Below are 18489 nucleotides of genomic sequence, written 5' to 3' on the forward strand. Positions count from 1 at the left end.
ACACTGACGATGACGCCAAACTATCTTTGGAATGGCAAAACCCTGGATCAACAACTTGCCGGATGGTCCAGTATCTGGGGGAATAAAACAGCGCTGATCTATCAAGAACAGCGGCTCACTTACCATGAACTCCATCAAGCTGCGGAAAGACTGGCGAGCGGTTTGTATCATCGTGGAATACGCCGTGGTGATAACGTTATGGTACAACTGCCTAACCGTATCTCCTTTGTTGTCACCTGTTTTGCTTTGTTTAGGCTAGGCGCTCATCCAATATTATTAATGCCTACCCAACGGGCACATGATGTTCATGCGCTTTGCCAGATTGCCCGTCCGGTGGCTTATATTATCCCTGATTGTATCCACGGCTTTGATTATCGGGAAATGGCACGGGAAGTTGCCGCATCTTGCCCCGAACTAAAACATATTATCGTTGATGGAGAGGCAGAAGAATTTATCCCATTCACCGCTATTGAGGATGAACCGCTCAATATTATTGGCCCAAGTTATGGTGATATCGCCGTACTTCTGCTTTCCGGCGGAACGACAGGTACACCAAAACTAATCCCACGTACTCACGATGCCTATACCTATGATTTTGTACTCTCCGCCCGTCTGTGCGCAGTCAATACTGAAAGCGTCTATTTAGCGGTATTGCCTGTTGCACATAATTTCACGTTAGGCAGCCCTGGGATCCTGGGTACGCTTTCTCAGGGAGGGTGTGTACTCCTCAGTGATACTGCGAGTTGTGATGAAGCTATGCCATTGATCGAAGAGCATAAGGTAACACACTTAGCATTAGTTCCGGCTCTTGCACGGCTCTGGGAACAAGCGCGAGACTGGGAACAAAGCGACCTTTCATCCCTGCGCTGCTTACAAGTTGGTGGTGGCAGGCTCACACCGGAACTGGCAGCACAAGTTATGGCGCGCCTTGGCCCTTTACAACAAGTCTTTGGTACAGCGGAAGGGTTACTTTGCTATACCCGATTAGACGATCCTTATGAAGTTATCGTTAACACCCAAGGGCGCCCATTGTCAGAAGAAGATGAGATCAAAATTGTTGATATCAATCTGCAACCCGTTGCATCTGGGGAAGTCGGTGAACTGATTACACGAGGTCCCTACACCATTGCAGGGTATTACCGTGCTGAACAGCACAATACCGTCGCTTTTACCAAGGATGGATTCTACCGCACAGGCGATTTGGTCCGCATCAGACCAGATGGCAACCTGATCGTTGAGGGACGGATTAAAGAACAGATCAACCGCAGCGGTGAAAAAATTTCAACGCTAGAAGTTGAAACATTGCTGCTGCAACACCCAGATATTGATGACGCCGTTGTTATCGCTGTCCCAGACGAACTATTGGGTGAACGCATTTGTGCTTGCCTGCCAAACAGTGTCAGCCAACCCGATCCTGCTCTCATACAAGCATTTTTGCATCAGAAGGGTGTTCAGCGTCATAAAATCCCTGACCAATGGTTATTTGTGGCGTACTGGCCATTAACTGCGGTAGGAAAAATCGACAAACGCCAGTTAGTACAGATGGCACAAGCAGAAAATAATCACCTGATGCAGCAATATCATGAACACACTATTACCATTACCAGCACTCCGTTAGATCTGGTTACCCATTTACTTGCCGATAATGATGCACAACCTTGTACACTCTATGAAATGAAAGGTGAATGGTCATTGGGAATAGGTTGCGCCGCAACCATAAGTGCAGATGCATCGGGGCAATTGATTGATTCACAAGGCCATCATCATCCATATGATATCCATACATTAAGCCAAAAACTTGAACAAGTGCTCAACGCGGTTCCAATTAAAGACTGGCGTGCTTATGGCAAAACATTATTTGAGTTTTCCCATATGACATATGGAATGGCAATAGAAAACCAAGATGAAGCGTTAATCAAAATTACTATTCCACAACATGAATTACGCATAACTCAAGGGCAGGTGCTGATACGAACACTGGAAGAAGCGCAACTATCTATATTGAGTGAGAAAGTCAAACAGGCTGATCAATTAGGCACACCGGTTTTCTCAGATACAAAAGAGATAGACATTATCAATACAGCAGACGCTGCAAAACATTATCAAGACAACGTTGCCAATGCAGTTAAGGATATTGCCGCAGATCACTACCAGAAAGTGATCCTGTCACGCCGAGTCGAGCTTGGTTCAAATATTGATATTACACACAGTTACTGGCTAGGCCGTCGGACTAACACCCCTGCCCGCTCTTTCTTCTTACGTGATGGAGATTTCACTGCTTACGGTTTCAGTCCAGAAACCGTCGTTGAAGCCGAAAGTTCGGGTTGGGTTAATACCCAACCGTTGGCTGGCACCAGAGCATTAACACATGACAAGGAGCAAGATCAGAAACTGCGAGCCGATTTACTTTCTGATCCGAAAGAAATTTCCGAACACGCGGTTTCGGTTAAACTTGCATTAGAAGAATTAGCGCCGATTTGTCAACCAGAAACGCTTTGTGTCTCAGAATTTATGGCTATTCGTGAACGTGGTTCGGTACAACATTTGGCATCACGAGTAAAAGGGTTGCTACACACAGACAAAAACCGCTGGGATGCATTTATTGCCTTATTCCCGGCAGTCACCGCGTCAGGGATACCGAAAAAACCTGCTTTACAAGCCATTTCTCGTTATGAAAATGAACCACGCCAGCTTTATAGTGGTTGTGTCATGCTCCTGGATAGTACAGGTAAACTGGATGCCGCATTGGTATTACGCTCCCTCTACCGGCATAAAGGACACTGCTGGCTTCAGGCTGGTGCTGGTTTGGTCAGAGATTCAAGACCAGAAAGAGAATGGCAGGAAACCTGTGAAAAACTTGAGTGCATTATGAAATATGTTCGCCCTTATTCCAGCAAAGAAGATTAAACGTTTATTAGGATAGGCTTCCAGATATCACTCCTGTCTCTTGATCACAAGTCTTGTTCAAGAGATAGCCCGAATAGCGGGTGGTTTTATGTTTAAGCAGCTGACGCTACTTAAACTGGCTAAGGCCATAATGATAGGAGTATTCCTTACCTCGCGGGGTAAGGAACGTCAACATCTGATACCCCCAATATTATGAAAACTATTTATACCAATCTAACTTCAAGATGCGTGTGATATCTCCCCGCAAAGCGGGGAGATATCAGGTTTCATATCGTGTTGTAAATTGCAGCTTGAAGTTTAATGCGTATATAATAAAAAATAACATACTAATAAATCATGATTGAAAGGTAATATCTTTAGTGATTTTATTGCAAAGTAAAAAATACAATTTGCATTCACATAATAAGCCACCATCTTGATGGCCAAGCTTTGGTAGCTTATTAGATGAACCCAAGGTTTCTTATTAATTTAAATTATGTATTAAACAACTCCCTTCCCATATAGTAAATACTGACATATTGAATAATAGAAATTTTAAAATAAATCCAGATCTATTTTTTTGTAATATACAGATAATCCTAAATAGGAAAAATGTTGTTGGCAAAATAAAAACAGATATAAAAATCAACTTATTATAAAATAAAGTTATAACAAGAGGAGCAGTTAGTGCAATTATTGTTATTGACAAAACATTTAAAATGACAGATAAAATATTTTTTTCTGATATACAAAAAGACTTAAATAATCCAAACATCGGCATATGCAAAGAAATCATTGTATGTAAAAGTGCTGATGTTTGAAACATGAGAATTACATGAAAAAACGCAACAAGTAAAATAATAACTGAGAAACTTAATCCAGTGGAGTTTAATAAAAAAATAATTAAAATTGGAACAATTAAAACAATAAATAAATTTATCCTTTGATTTGTATTTTTCAGTCCAAACAAGTAATAAAACAATATCATTCCAATATTGAATTTAAATCCTTTATTTGGATTAACTAATTTTAGAGGTTTTATGTTTTTTATTTTTTTAGGAAAAACAAATGGAGAATTTTTAACTTTATAAACAAATATATACACTACTATGAATGAAAGTATTTTTATGGTGAATGATGATGTAATGGACATTACAAAAGGAATAAATAATGAAAATAAAAAAACAATCAAAAAGGAGTATTTTGAATAGAGGAAAACCAATTGAAAAAATAAAAAATATATCATTAACAATAAAATTGTTGTTGATCTTTTAAAAAAAACAATATTACCTACATCACCTTCATGACCAAATAACATTGCAGCAAAAAACGGTATAAAAATGGGAATGTCAATAATGAATAGTAAAGATAAATTTAATGAATTTATAATGTTTTTACTAATTGGTAAAGTATCCAAAAAATTCTGATAATTTCCTCCACTAATACCTTTTGTCTGAATGCTGCAAATGATAATGAATGAAATTGATAATAAAAACCATATAAATAGTACATGATAAAAATCATGATCGTCAGTTAACACTAAAATAGGAGTGGCTAACAGGCGCATTTGTAATAAAAATGGCATTGCCATAGGAGAAATAATTAAAAGAAAAAATAGCGTGACACTCATACGTTTTTTAAGTATTTCAGATGTGACATCCGAATAATATCGGAGACGAAAAAGTAAAAGTTTAATATAAATTCTCATTTATTTATCCTATATTGGTGCGATTATTTTTCATACTAAAAATAATTAGATATGATGGTAAATTCCCTGCTTTTTATATATATAAGTATGGCTAAAGTTGATGTGGTTTGTTGTTACTGTCACAAAGCAGAGGGAGTTAAAGGGCATGGAAAAAGCAGCAATGGACATCTGTCAAGATTTATTAAGGTACAACATTACATCAGAAAAAATCGTAAGATGATTCTAAATTGCGTCAAATTTTTCTGCCGTTTATTTTTTTAATGAATTTTGTATAAGCCACTGATAGATAGGAAATGCATTTTGTGTTAAAAATGACTCGTTATGAAATTGAATTGAGGCGACATTATTTGACGATAATGCAATAATCTCATTAGAAACAAACCGTTCTAAATGGATAGTTTTGTTATACGTCGTGCTATACCAAAAAGGCTCATCATGCATGGCAGAAAAGCTATTATAGAAAGCAACACAATGTTTTTTTCCTGAATCGATACCTGATATTGACTGCCCTGACGACTTTTGGACAAACGTATAATTGGGATGCCAAGCTCAGCGCAAATGAGTTGATGTCCCAGACACGTGCCAATTAGCGGATGTTGGGAACGCAATTGTTGCGCAATAACTTGTCGAACAATCCGAATTCTTTCGAGTTCTAAGTTTGCAGGGTCACCCGGTCCCGGGCCGATGAACACAATGTTGTTACTGGTCTGTAGCAATTTGCACTGACTGTCATACCAGGGAACAATTATGATAGAGCAACCTGCTCTTCTTAACTGATAGCCGATCATTTCGGTGAAAGTATCTTCCATATCAATCAGGAAGATCTTGCTGTAAGGCAGGATCATCCTGTTTTGTTTCATATTTCCCAGCCAGAATGTGGATACTTTCTCATTGCGTTGTGCCAAAAGTTGGTTTGCTCTGCTATACAACTTTGCGGATATTTCCGTTTTTGGCGAGCCTGCTGATATTATCGCAACATCAAAGAAAGAATGCATCAATCCCTGCAATTTAGCGCGTGTTTCGCAGGCTTCATTATGTGGTACGGAGTCCCTGACGATGGTCGAACCAGCCATCAAGCGGAAATGCCCCTGTGAGCTGATATCCGCAGTACGGATCACGATTGCAGAATCTAGATAACGTTTTTTGCCGTTATTACCAATAATAGCAATAACACCGCTATAATAGCCGCGACCTCGCTGTTCATGGCGTGCAATGACTTTACAGGCATTTTCAATTGGACTACCCGTGACTGCTGGAGCAAACAGCGATTGCTGGACAATTTCCTTCAGCCCCCTGTCAGACTCACCATTAATATAGTATTCTGTATGGGCGATATGGGACATCATCTTGAGTTTTGGACCGGATACTTGGATATCTCGTTGACAAATTCTGCTCATCATTTTGAGTTCTTCATCAACTACCATGAATAACTCGTCGCGCTCTTTTTTATTCTGTAAAAAATTACACAACGCACGCTCTAAATGCTGAGATTTAGGATATCTGAATGTACCACTGATGGGGTTCATCGAAACAGATGGTTGGTTAACCTTAATATGTTGTTCGGGTGTACTGCCAATAAAATAGCGGTTACCAGTATAGAATATCCATGTCCAGTAAGCTCCGTATTCTGACTGTACCAATCGTTTAAATAAACTCAGTGCGTGTCTGATACTAAAACCATCAAGATCAGCTTCTAGACTGCGTGAAATAACGAAATTACTGCCTTCCCCTGCGCTGATTTCTTGATTTATTACGGTGTCAACAATTTCACCGTACGCTTGATCATCGAGATCGAAACAAATATTCTGCGGCTGAATATCGTAACTGACGATAGCTGCCATAAACTGGTTAACAGGGTAATATGCCAGTTTATCAATGTGCATAACAATCACTTGTTCATAGTCGTCAATGCAGGCATAGCTCTTTTCCTTTAATTGATTAAAAGGTAGCAACACCAACTGCGATATCTGATGGGTGTTAGCATCTATCGTCGAGGTATCAAGGGGAAAATCAGAGAAGGAAGGAAATTGCTCAATATTGCCCTCAAGGAATAACACCGAATCAGCCATATCAACTTGAGGACGATAAATACAAGCAAAGGGCCGATCGAGATTAGCGATATAAGCCGGGAGTTCAGCGATACTACAGGCGGCTTGTGCTGTTTTATTGGTAGATAACATCATTATTTCCTTTAATACAGGATGTTATTTCAAAATGTTGATGAGCTGTTGAGTGGATAACACTACGGAACACGTTTCTGCTGCCAGCTCTAGCGCCAAGCGATGTTTTTCAGCAGAAAAATCAGCAACAGCATCGGCTATGAAAAAAGTTTCGATATCATTCGAGTAAGCTTCTTGTGCTGTGCACAAGCAGCCGATGTGAGCATAAACACCGCATATGACGAGCTGATCACGTTTCAGGCTGTGCAACGTAGACAACAGTGAGGAATTGAAAAACGCGCTGTAACGCCACTTGGTTAAAACATGTTCACCTTCTTGGGGGGCTAGTTGTGAGATAATCTGTTTGTGTTCGTGGCTGGCCCGCATACCCGGTCCCCATAGACTTTGCAGCAATCCTCGCTGCTGGGGAGTCATATCTCCCGGCTGAGCAGAATAAAACACGGGGATTTGCAGATGCCGGGCAACTTTCAGCAAATGATGCACATTATCAATAACCTGTGCTACAGGTGACGTATTCTCCGTAAAAAAATTGAGAAAATAATGCTGCATATCATGGATGAGCAATGCTATACGTGTGTAATCAGCCTGCCAGTTTGCAATAGATATCGGTAATAAGTGTTCTATCGGTAATGGATAGGGAGATATTTTTTTCATTCTGCTTTCCTTTTAAAAATTAACAACTTCCTAGAGCCGCGCCGCCATCAACCAGTAATGTTGAAAGTGTGGTTTGGCCTGACTCTTCGCACAAGTAGAAACAGACTGCCGAGGCGATCTCATTCGCCGTTGCGATCTTGTTGAGCGGAATACCAATACGAAATTGTTGCAGATTGCCATTGAGTGTATTTTTCTGATCACATTCGTTCTGCCACATACTCCGCAGCATAGGTGTGTCGGTAGACCCAGGGGCAACAACATTACAGCGGATACCATAAGGTGCAACTTCTAACCCCAGTGCATAAGTAAATGTTTGAGCTGCGGCTTTTGATGCGCAGTATGCCGCCATCATTGTTCGAGGTACACGCGCTGCGTTAGATGCGATGGTCACAATACTGCCTTTTCGCTGTTTCATCATCATATTGGCCGCATAGCGACTAACGTTAAACACACCGGTCGCATTGACTGCAAAAGTTTTTTCCCAATCCTGAAAGGATGTCTCGGTAACAAAAGAATGACATAATACGCCTGCGCTATTGACCAAATAACCCACTGCTCCCAACTGATGACTCAGTGTGGCAAATACTTTTTCAACACATTGATCATTAGCTACATCAACGGGAAAACCCATAATTGGCTGCGTATATTCGCCTTTTAGCTTGGCTACCAGAAATTCCAGCGCTTGTGACTTATTATCCAATAGCGCTAATGAAATGCCTTCTTTTGCCAGTGAACGGGCTATAGCCTCACCAATCCCCCCACAAGCACCAGTAATGACGGCAATATAATGTTTATCAAAGGTCATTTTGTTGTAGCTCCTTACAGTAGTGTAATGAAATAAATAATATAATTGATTAATAACCTTATTTATTAAGAAAATCCAAGATTCATAATAAATTTACTTATCTCGATATTACAGCATTCCCAGCTGTAACTTCGTTTAAATATGTGATTATCATTTTCTAATGTATACAATTTACGTTTAACACTTTCATCGGTGAAAGATTTTGAATGTTCCCAAGGGGTCACCTCATCTTCTTTTGAATGAATTATTAACATGTCTGTATCTATATTTAAAAACAACTTATTTGTTATAATTTCATTCTCTATTAAAGATTTATTTAAAACATTATAGTCATAAACCGGATTAATAAGAATAGTTGGAATAGATGAATTAGTATTATGCAAAAACTTCAGTATAGATAAACTACCTAAACTACCAGAGCAAAGTACAATTTTATTGAAGCCAACTTCATGTAATTCTTTAATCACACCATTAAGATAATCATCTTCATTAATCTCCTTATTAACTCCAAAGTTATTTACATAGCCAAAAGAGCTAGGAGTATTGATTATAACACCTTGATAGATTTTTGATTTATCTTTGGTAAAGAGACGACAAATACATTCTTGAAACATATTTGGCTGCATACCACTCATTGCCAACTTATGGGTTCCGGGGTAATAAATAACAATGATTTTTTCTTTTTTGTAATTTAGATCTAAAACTTCCTTTTTTACAGATAATCAATCTAGTCTAGGTATAAATGGATATTTTGTTTTGTCTTGATATAATATTTTTACATCCATACTAGTACGATTGTACTTCAATATTGATAGTTTGTCTTCCAATACTCCATAAAAAACACAATCACCATTTTTTATAATAGACAATTGATATCCTACATCTTCAAAAATCATTCTTGTGGTTAATTTATCACCATAGCAAGTTACTTCAAAAATTTTTCTGACTGGTTTATCTGTGGTATAATCAATTGCAATGTAATATATTGAAGAGTAACAACTAGATGAAACAAAGTTAATAACTACATGCTGTGGTAGAGATATAGGGGTTATACGTTTATTTACAGAGTTATAATGGCATAAATAAACATTATAATTCCTCTCACAGACAAATAAAATATCGTTATTTTTCCATCTTGATAAATTAATATTTTTTACACTTAAATGAGATACTGCCTTAACACTTACACTTCTAATTGAATTAAAGTCATGTTTATTTAAAACAATAAGATGATTATTAGCTTTACCTATTAAATCTTTTTGTTGTACATATACATATATATATGATTCAGTAGGAACTATACTAAAATCGGTTCTAGAATTACACTTTATCCTCCCTATTTTATATCTGAAACTTTCTTCTCCATCATTCACAATTAAAGTGAAATTATTTTTATCATTCCTAGAGAGTATATAGTTTGTTTTTTCATTTAAAAAAAATGATTTAACATTATTTTTAAATACATAATATTCACTAAAAGAATTTGGCAGGGTTTTAAACAATGCTTCCCCAGATAATATCCACAATGTATTTTTGTAATCAAATTGCATTGACTTTATGTTTTTTAAATTAATTAGTCCATATATTTTGTTATTTTCGAAAGAAAAAACATTAACGTTATTACTTGAACTTAAAGCATAATTCATCTCTGAAAAAGAAATTATATTTTTATAAATAGTTTTTTCTAAATGCAAAAAAATAATTTCCTCTTCAACAATTTTATACCAATAGTGGCATGCATTATTACCATCACTAGCTATCCAAGACACAATTACATTTTCTTTATTATCATTCTGCAATGAGGTGATAAATGGTGTTTCAAAAATGCTTTGTTTTACAACAAATGAAAGACAATTCATTTAATTACCCTTAAATATATTTATGTTAATAACATGAGGATTTAAATATTTTTTAACTTCAAAATCATGGCATGTCATTATAACTAATCCAGACAAGCTGAATTTTTTTATATTTTCGATAAAATATAAAAATGAATCATTATCAAGTCCATTAGTTGGCTCATCAAAGATAAGTATTTTTACATTTGCTATCATGGCAGAAACTAACATGAACTTTTTTGCAGTTCCAAGAGACATATCACGAAAATGAGTATGCATATAATTATGCAAATTAAAACCATCGATTAAATTAAGTTGTTTTTCTATTTCTATCTTTCTTATAGAACAAATAAGATCTAAAAATTCTTTCCCAGTAATGAATTCATATATACAAGGACTATCGGGAGCATAAGCTATAAGTTTTTTTCTACAACAGCCCTCCCCATTTAAAAATATATCTCCATAATCAGGTTTAATAGCACCAGCTATAATTCCTAGCAAAGTCGATTTACCCGAGCCATTTTCTCCTTCTAGACAATAAATACCATCATTAGGAAAAGTAAAGCAAGCATTCTTAATTATAAATCTTCCTGAATATTTCTTACATACACTGGATAATTTAATCATCATGATACCTATTTTTATCTAATTTAAAGTATTAATATTGGTTTTTTATTTTTAAAGCCGGTTATCTTTTTAGTAAAAAAAATAATAAATCCTTACTTCACACAACAGATTAAATTGTATAATCTCAATATGCCTATTTAATTTATTTTTAATTTAATAAAGCTACCGCCTTTGAGTTATTTTCATGTCAGTAACCCATTTATCTTATTAAACTTTTCATTAATTATCACCATAATATATATGGCTAAAAATCAGAACACTTCATTAATACTTTAATGCTGAAATCACTTTTTTTATCGCTCTGAAAATATCTAGTGTATCATCATGATCCCCTAATAAAGCTCGGTGATGTATCCAAACTCCTCTCTTTGAGATATATTCAGTAACTGGACAAAAGTCCATAAAATTTTGCTTATTCCGTGTTGTACAAGGAGGTAGCCAATAATTATCAACATGGTAGATTGCTTTATAAGCACGGAATGCTGGAATTCCCTCAGCGAATAAGCAAGCTACAAAGTAATCACGAACAATATATGCAACCCTTTGATTAAGTGTAAACATAAACATATAATGAGGATGAGATGTTACGATTTTAGTGTCGTATTCTTGAAGAGTAACTTCTGGTAATATTTTTAACAGTTCCTTTAAACTTTCCGCGTTACGCTCTCGAATATGAGTTTGTTCTTTGAGTCTTTTTAGTTGAGTACGCAAAACCGCAGCAGAGAACTCACTTAGTCTAGCATTTGTTGCGATTATAGTATGTTGATATTCTTTGTCTTTTGCATGACGTCCACAATTACTATAAAGGAAAACAAGATCACGTAATTCCTTAGTGGGGCACAAAACGACACCACCTTCCCCTGCTGTCATTAGCTTAAAATTATGGAAACTAAAACATGCCAGTGTTCCCCAATCACCAATCTTTTTCCCTTTTTCTCCACAGGCACCATGCGCATGAGCAGCATCTTGAACAATAAAAATGCCATGTTTATTTGCTATTTTTATTATATTGTTCATATCACATAAATGACCAGCCATATGAACCGGTATGATTGCTTTTGTTCGGGGAGTTATATTTTTTTCAATTAGATTAGGATCTATGCAATAAGTACTCTTTAAAACATCTATAGCTATTGGTATTGCACCAACTCGTTGAACTGCCATACTAGTAGAAATAAATGTAAAAGCTGGAACTATAACCTCATCTCCAGGTTTTATACCAGAAGCTAATAATGCCAATTCTAATGCCACAGTTCCACTAGTGACAGTGACAGCATAACCATTATGGTATTGTCCGAATTCTTGTTCAAAAAAATTATTTTCTTCCCCTTGATTTCTCCACCAATGCCCTTGGTGCAAGCTTCTCAATAATGCTTTCTCTTCGCTTTCATCATAATAAGGCCATTTAGGAAAATTAGCGAGACGAATAGCACTACCACCATTGATTGCTAATTTCATATCAATCACCTATTTAATTTTAATAAATTATAAAACTATACATGTGAGATTTTATTTTTACGCCAATTCTAGATACAATATAAAAAATCACACTCATTTATATCCAAACTTACATGGACAGGTGAGACGACAATATGCAGGAGAAGTAAACAATATTTCTCTAGCACGGTGTAGACTCTCTAAAATATCATTAATGTCGAAGTTGGAATCTCTTTCCAAGACAATACCATGAGGTACAATTCTAGAGCATAGATATTCAAGTAACTCCCATACTGGAGTTCCTATTGTATGCCCATGACTATCTATTAATAACTCATCATGGACATATCCTCCAGCTATATGAACTTCTATTATTGAATTCAAATTTATTTTTTCCAAAAAATCATAAGGATCGTAATTATGATTTTTAGAATTAATATAAAGATTGTTTACATCAAGCAACAATCCGCATCTACTTTCCTTAATAATATCATTTATAAATTTGCACTCACTATATTCATTGTCAGGAAAATCAAAATAATACGAAATGTTTTCTATTAAAAATGGTATATTAACAGATGAACAGATTTCTTTTATTTTTAATATTATTCTTTTTTTATTATATAAATTCCTCCTAATAGGCATCAATTGATCTATATCAAAATCATTTATTTTTGTATATGCCAAGTGATCACTAAACCATAATGGAGATAATTTATTTATGATATTTACTGTTTCTTTTAAATACCTTAAATCCATATCTTCATGAGCACCTATAGATGATTTCAATCCATGTAGAACACAATGCTTTTTGGTTAAAATTTCTTGCAAAGATAAAGGAATATCTTTAGATAAAAAAAACAATTCAGTGATAATTTCTATAAAATCAAAAGAATTAATATTATTTAATAACTCATTACCTATTTCAGTGCGATAGTTAATCCCGATACCATATGGAAGATTTTCTAACATATTAATTCCCCTTTCTATTTTTAATGCACACTTGAAAACCATCTAATCACACCAAGTGATTCTAACTGATTAAATATTAAATTCACTTTCAAATAATCATCATCTGATAACATTGATGGAAATATTTCATCAACAATTTCTTTATAAGATGAGTGGGAATTACATTTTTTATTAACTTTATTAATAGTGAACTTACCTTTATCGTCCTGACTTTCTGATCATGCCAAGAAATATAAGTTAAAATATTACTCTCCTCATTTTTTAAAATTTCTTTACACGATAATTCTATGTCTATATTATCATTTTCTCTCAGTTTTGCTATCAACGTTACTATATCAAAGTCATAAGTATGATAAACTGGATTTGACATTAACATAGGATAACCTAAATCACTTTTAGAACCTGATATTAATAATGGACTATATCTTTTTTCCTTAGCGTTATTTAATACTTCAAGAATACTAGTTTCATAGCGAATAACTTCAAAAATGAAAAATTCATTATCGGAATAAAATAATAAATCTTTATTTTCTATATATTTAATAAAATCCAGCGCATATAAATAAGCATCATTCCATCTATGATTAGATAATGTATTACGAAAGTCAATCCACTTTATATTCAATGTTCTTTCCCCCATTATTTTTGCTGACAAAGGAAAAAACAAAAGAACTCTCTTATATAATCTTTTATCTAAAATTTCACTTAATATTCTAATGCTTTTTTTCTGAATCATGACTACATTATGAATAATATCTTTAATTTCATCAGGTATGTTGAAGTTAGGAATGTCAAATTTTTGGGTATATATATAGTACTCCAATGATCGTGTATTAGTAACCAAATAACCGATCAAATATTGAATCATTGCTTCCTTTTCTTTTATTTTCATCATGATTTCCTTCTATATAGTTTATCATTACCCTCTTTAATTTTAATTAGAATATCACCCGATAGAACAGACTCCAACAGAGATGAATATTTTTCAGATTTATTTACATCAAGCCTAATCATTTTTTTATAAGATTTTAATTTAATTGATGGAGTGCCTAGGATAAATATTTTCTCCAATATATCAAATTGAAGGTCTGAATTTAATTTATCAGAAATCAATAAACATGAAGTCAAATTACGCAATACTACCATTGAGTAATCAATATTATCATAGGGATCATTTTTTCCTAACCATACGGTGTCGCCATTTTTACCTGCTCTCATGTCAGAGTCACAGAAAATATGTAGAGTAACGCTATATTCAGATAAGTCGGGATCACCCAATGTATGGATACATGGTGGTATTAAATAACCAGTTTTTCCTTCACTTGCAATTAGCTCTTTATTAACTGTTATTTCTTTATTTACTTTTTCAAAAATTTTTATTTTTATTTTATTGTACATCACTCCACTTACGCTCCACGTATTATGTTGGTGTGGTTGGTTTTCACTTTTAGGATTCCACAAAAAAATATTCATCCTCCATTTATTTTTATAATCAATATAAAGTGGTTTATTTTCATTGTGGTTTATAATATTTCTAGTGTTTTCAATAAGCTCATTAACACAATCATTCAAAAAAAATTCATTTACAATTGCTATAGATACAATACTTCTGATATTATTTATCATATCAGGTACACTTTGTGCTGATGTAATTTCGTGGTTTATTTTTTTTATAAAATCAATAAGCTTCATAATACCCCCGTAAAAACACGTTTGCATAACTAAAATAGTTATATTATTAAACGTTATTAATTTTAATAATGGTTAATTGATAAATAAATATTTAACAATCATAAGAAAATTCAGTTAGAGTTTGGCCTCCTAAAATATTACGTTGTAATTTTCCTGCGCTGTTTCGCGGTAAAGAATCCATAAACTCAATTCGTTCTATATGCTTATGTGGAAAATCAATCCATCTATTTTTTACTGAATTGAAAATTCTTTCTTCTAGGGAAGGAGATATGATTACTTTATCTTTACATACAACACATGCTTTTAATATAATTACATTATTTTCATTTGTTTCCCCAATGACTGCACATTCTAAAACCTCATTATTTTTTAATATCACATTTTCTATCTCATAAGGAGATATCCATTCACCACAGCCTTTTTTGATCATATCATCTGCTCGACCAAAATATGTAAGGTAACCATTATAAATGCTAAACATGTCATTACTAACATGCCAACCGTTATTAAAAGATTGTTCACTTCTCTCTACATCATTTAAATATTCACAAGCAACACTTGGACCTCGAATACAAAGTCTACCAATTCCTTTTTCATTAACTTCATTTCCCTTCTCATCAATTATTTTAACCTGAAAACCACTTAAACATTTACCTGCTGTCTGTGGTTTTGTATCTTCTTGAGTATTAGATATAAAAATGTGGCCTACCTCTGTAGAACCAAAACCATCTAAAAGTGGACTTCCTATTTCTTTATTCCACTTTTCTAAAAGAATAGGTGATAAAACCTCTCCAGCAGAAGTAGATATACGCAAAGACTTTAGCTTTTTTTTCCTATTGTCACTAAGTAATTCAGATATCATTCTTGGTGTTCCAAGAAATATCGTTGGATTTAAACTTTCAGTTAACTCTATGATTTTTACATATGTTGTTTTTTCTTTAAAAAGAATACATGATGCACCATATATGAAACTAAATAGTAATGCTCCACCCAATGCATAACCAAAGGTTAGTTTAGGAACTGCTAGCACTTTATCAGTAGAATTCATATGCAAAACATTTTCAGAAAAAGCATAAGCACAGTGTAAAATATCTCGATGACGTCTAGGTATTACTTTAGTTCTTCCCGTCGTACCCGAACTAAGTAAAGCATATGCATAGTTATCAGCACTTGCATGGCTGATCAAAAAATCATTCGATTGGTTTTCTATTGCTATTTCTAAATAAGATGGGTTTAAATGGAAGTCTCCAGTGAAAATAGTTCTAATTCCATTGATTATTTCTGGAGATAGTTTTCTTTTCTTTTCTATTTCATGGTCAATGATTAATACTTCCGCATTTATTTTTTGTATTATATCATTTAGTTCTACCAATTCATTAATGGGATTACTTAATATAGCCATAGCATCACATGCTATAATTGCAAAGAAGCTTATTACGAATGCAGGTGTATCAGAAATAGATAATATTACTCTAGTTTTACTCTTTATACCGATTGATTTAAAATAGTTTGATGTTTTTGAAATCTTTTCTGATAGTTCTTGGTAAGTAAAATTTTTTCCATTATATGATATAGCTACATTACCCCCCCTGCCTTCTCTAATATTACGGAAAACAAGAAAGTCAGTTAAGTTCAAATAATCATTTTTCAATGACTCTTCCAAATAGATATTTTTCATAAAGGCAAAACACCCTATTAGTTATTAAATTTAATTATTAATCACGTTAATATATAAATAACAGAGGGCAACATAATTATTGCCCTCTGTTAATAATGATATTAAGAACAGCTTAAGCAAGCCAATCCTGCTGCTTCAATTTGTTCTAATACTTCAATTAATTCTATAGATTCAATCTCTCTGATAGCTTGACTTTGTACATTTTGAATATCAGATTTTCTGTCCATATGTACCTCTTAAAATCGAATTATTCAATATTGGTGATTTATATAGATGAAATAACTCTAATATAGAAATTCATCTTTACCCAACTTAAAACACTGATGACTTGCTGTCAAAGTAATCAGACAACTTGTTGTCAATGTGTTTAACTTATACTCATACACAGAATTTTAAGCGATAACTGTATATTTTAGATATAAAAAAGGCTTCATTTATGATCTGATTATCGTCGCCAAACAAACCATCAAAACCACGGATGAAACCTGTGACAATCACCGCTATAAAACATCAATTTATGCCATTTTTTCATGACGTTTCTTTGCAAAAAATAGCGTTTTAGTGTGGATTTACCCAACGTGTCAGAAATATTAAGCCCAGTACCTTGTTCCTCAGCACAGGTAAAATTACGTCTATTGTCCGGCTACATCAGAAATTTAATAGTCAGAGCGATACACCATAACAAATTAGTTATCGACTTTTTTACAATCAGTTACGTAAATCTGCTTTTGAAGCATTTGTGAAGAGCATCGTCAGATTTATCATGGCACAAAGGGTTGAAAAATAGCTTTAGACACCAAAAAATTAGCCAAATTTAAAAATGTGCTCCTTCAAGAGGATTGTTCATTTAAAATCCATCCGGGAGCAGATGCTGGGGATTAGCCTGTTACCGGAGCTGTTTTATCCAATAATAAAACGTAGCCAGATTAATCTCCTGGTGCCGACAAAACGCAGTCACCATCAGACCGCTCTGTTTCTGAACCTCGGTAACCGTTACCCAATGTTGTTGTTTTTCAGTTAATGCCATGGTGGTTCTCCTTCTCAATAAAAGAGAGCACACTATGACAAAAGATTAATCAGCCGGATATGTGGGATTAATTAGGCGCTTACGTTAAAAGGATGTACACCCACCATCCAACAACGCCTGTTCATTACAACGACGACCGTTCGCCAGCTGGCAAACAGGAACTTGGTGACCATTCAATTGCTTGGTTAATGCCGGAATTCCCCCTGCATCAGAACAACTTTCACTGGCATCTTTACTCAGATAAATACCCAGATCAGAATATTGATAGTGTTTGTATCGGCTTGATTGATGGCTGCTGCAACCTGCCAATATAGCACCTACCAGCAACAATTTGACAAGGATAACTCCCCGCTTTAACCGCATATTTTCTCCCGTTTACTTATCTGATGAGGGTATATACCAATCGCCTTTCCAGATGCGCCTTATATCTCCCCGCGTAGCGGGAGATATAAACAATCACATTGATTTGCCAGCGGCAACTTGAAGTTAGATTGGTATAGCTCAATGCCCTGTGCTTTTAGAAAACAAATTAATGACTAAAACACCGACAATAATAAGAAGAATACCGATAATTGCCGGTAAATCCAATTTTTGCTGGTACAAAAATATACCCGCAATAGAGACTAAAACTATACCAAGGCAAGACCATACAGCATAAGCAATCCCCAAAGGCATCACCTTGACAACTTGTGATAACGCCCAAAATGATAAGCAATATCCCATCACCACAACAACAGACGGCACTAAGCGAGTGAAACCATCGGCTGTTTTTAACATTGTTGTCGCTATCACTTCAGACAAAATTGCGATAAACAAATAACCCCATACATTCATCTTGCTCACCAAGCCAACGTTATAAGACAGACCAAATTCAAAAAAAACCGCTTAATCTACCATAACTTAAAACAGAATACCTTAACGAAATGAGGTGTTTTTTCTTTATAAAAAAGAATGATGATGAAAAAATCAAATGTAAATTTGACAA

At 34.7% G+C, this 18489-nt stretch carries 17 protein-coding genes; 1 reads left to right on the top strand and 16 read right to left on the bottom strand.

Annotated elements, in window-relative coordinates; translation table 11 throughout:
• Positions 1 to 9: 9 nt before the first annotated feature.
• Positions 10 to 2907 carry a salicylate synthase gene (locus tag WDV75_RS10655; protein ID WP_337927168.1) on the top strand — a complete coding sequence of 966 codons (2898 nt, stop codon included), beginning with the start codon at positions 10 to 12 and terminating at the stop codon, positions 2905 to 2907.
• A gap of 463 nt (positions 2908 to 3370) precedes the next feature.
• On the opposite strand, the gene WDV75_RS10660 is transcribed toward WDV75_RS10655, so the two are convergent.
• The 16 genes from WDV75_RS10660 to WDV75_RS10735 all read right to left on the bottom strand — a co-directional run bounded on the left by WDV75_RS10660 (position 3371) and on the right by WDV75_RS10735 (position 18338).
• Positions 3371 to 4594: a DUF6136 family protein gene (locus WDV75_RS10660; RefSeq protein WP_273558152.1), complete on the bottom strand. Its 1224-nt coding sequence runs from the start codon at positions 4592 to 4594 to the stop codon at positions 3371 to 3373.
• 386 nt (positions 4595 to 4980) lie between these two features.
• Entirely contained in the window at positions 4981 to 6777 is a 1797-nt protein-coding gene (locus WDV75_RS10665; protein ID WP_338859751.1) for a chorismate-binding protein, read from the bottom strand.
• A 21-nt stretch (positions 6778 to 6798) separates the two neighbouring features.
• Positions 6799 to 7428 carry an isochorismatase family protein gene (locus WDV75_RS10670; RefSeq protein ID WP_273558154.1) on the bottom strand — a complete coding sequence of 210 codons (630 nt, stop codon included), beginning with the start codon at positions 7426 to 7428 and terminating at the stop codon, positions 6799 to 6801.
• 19 nt (positions 7429 to 7447) lie between these two features.
• A complete protein-coding gene (locus tag WDV75_RS10675; RefSeq protein WP_273558155.1) occupies positions 7448 to 8233 on the bottom strand; it encodes an SDR family NAD(P)-dependent oxidoreductase in 786 nt (261 codons plus the stop codon).
• 65 nt (positions 8234 to 8298) lie between these two features.
• A complete protein-coding gene (locus WDV75_RS10680; RefSeq protein ID WP_273558156.1) occupies positions 8299 to 8874 on the bottom strand; it encodes a hypothetical protein in 576 nt (191 codons plus the stop codon).
• 81 nt (positions 8875 to 8955) lie between these two features.
• Positions 8956 to 10092 carry a hypothetical protein gene (locus WDV75_RS10685; RefSeq protein WP_273558157.1) on the bottom strand — a complete coding sequence of 379 codons (1137 nt, stop codon included), beginning with the start codon at positions 10090 to 10092 and terminating at the stop codon, positions 8956 to 8958.
• Positions 10093 to 10701, bottom strand: a complete 609-nt coding sequence (locus WDV75_RS10690; RefSeq protein WP_273558158.1) for an ABC transporter ATP-binding protein — start codon at positions 10699 to 10701, stop codon at positions 10093 to 10095.
• A 261-nt stretch (positions 10702 to 10962) separates the two neighbouring features.
• The gene (locus WDV75_RS10695) at positions 10963 to 12156 is read right to left on the bottom strand and encodes a DegT/DnrJ/EryC1/StrS family aminotransferase (RefSeq protein WP_273558159.1); all 1194 of its coding nucleotides are present in this window, start codon (positions 12154 to 12156) and stop codon (positions 10963 to 10965) included.
• 93 nt (positions 12157 to 12249) lie between these two features.
• Entirely contained in the window at positions 12250 to 13107 is an 858-nt protein-coding gene (locus WDV75_RS10700; protein ID WP_273558160.1) for a DUF692 domain-containing protein, read from the bottom strand.
• An 88-nt stretch (positions 13108 to 13195) separates the two neighbouring features.
• Positions 13196 to 13999, bottom strand: a complete 804-nt coding sequence (locus WDV75_RS10705) for a hypothetical protein (RefSeq protein WP_273558161.1) — start codon at positions 13997 to 13999, stop codon at positions 13196 to 13198.
• On the bottom strand, positions 13999 to 14799 hold the full coding sequence (locus tag WDV75_RS10710) for a hypothetical protein (protein WP_273558162.1): 801 nt from the start codon (positions 14797 to 14799) through the stop codon (positions 13999 to 14001). The genes WDV75_RS10705 and WDV75_RS10710 overlap by 1 nt, the downstream gene beginning before the upstream one ends.
• A gap of 91 nt (positions 14800 to 14890) precedes the next feature.
• Positions 14891 to 16477, bottom strand: coding sequence for an AMP-binding protein (locus tag WDV75_RS10715; RefSeq protein ID WP_273558163.1), 1587 nt, complete (start codon positions 16475 to 16477; stop codon positions 14891 to 14893).
• A 101-nt stretch (positions 16478 to 16578) separates the two neighbouring features.
• Entirely contained in the window at positions 16579 to 16704 is a 126-nt protein-coding gene (locus WDV75_RS10720) for a hypothetical protein (protein ID WP_273558164.1), read from the bottom strand.
• Positions 16705 to 17363: 659 nt separating this feature from the next.
• Positions 17364 to 17504, bottom strand: a complete 141-nt coding sequence (gene tnpA / locus WDV75_RS10725) for an IS66 family insertion sequence element accessory protein TnpA (protein ID WP_273558165.1) — start codon at positions 17502 to 17504, stop codon at positions 17364 to 17366.
• 84 nt (positions 17505 to 17588) lie between these two features.
• Positions 17589 to 17867 carry a DUF333 domain-containing protein gene (locus WDV75_RS10730; RefSeq protein ID WP_273558166.1) on the bottom strand — a complete coding sequence of 93 codons (279 nt, stop codon included), beginning with the start codon at positions 17865 to 17867 and terminating at the stop codon, positions 17589 to 17591.
• Positions 17868 to 18005: 138 nt separating this feature from the next.
• Entirely contained in the window at positions 18006 to 18338 is a 333-nt protein-coding gene (locus WDV75_RS10735) for a DMT family transporter (RefSeq protein WP_273558167.1), read from the bottom strand.
• Between the last annotated feature and the right edge of the window lie 151 nt (positions 18339 to 18489).

It is taken from the genome of Xenorhabdus griffiniae (genome assembly GCF_037265215.1).
Classification (GTDB): Bacteria; Pseudomonadota; Gammaproteobacteria; order Enterobacterales; family Enterobacteriaceae; genus Xenorhabdus; species Xenorhabdus griffiniae.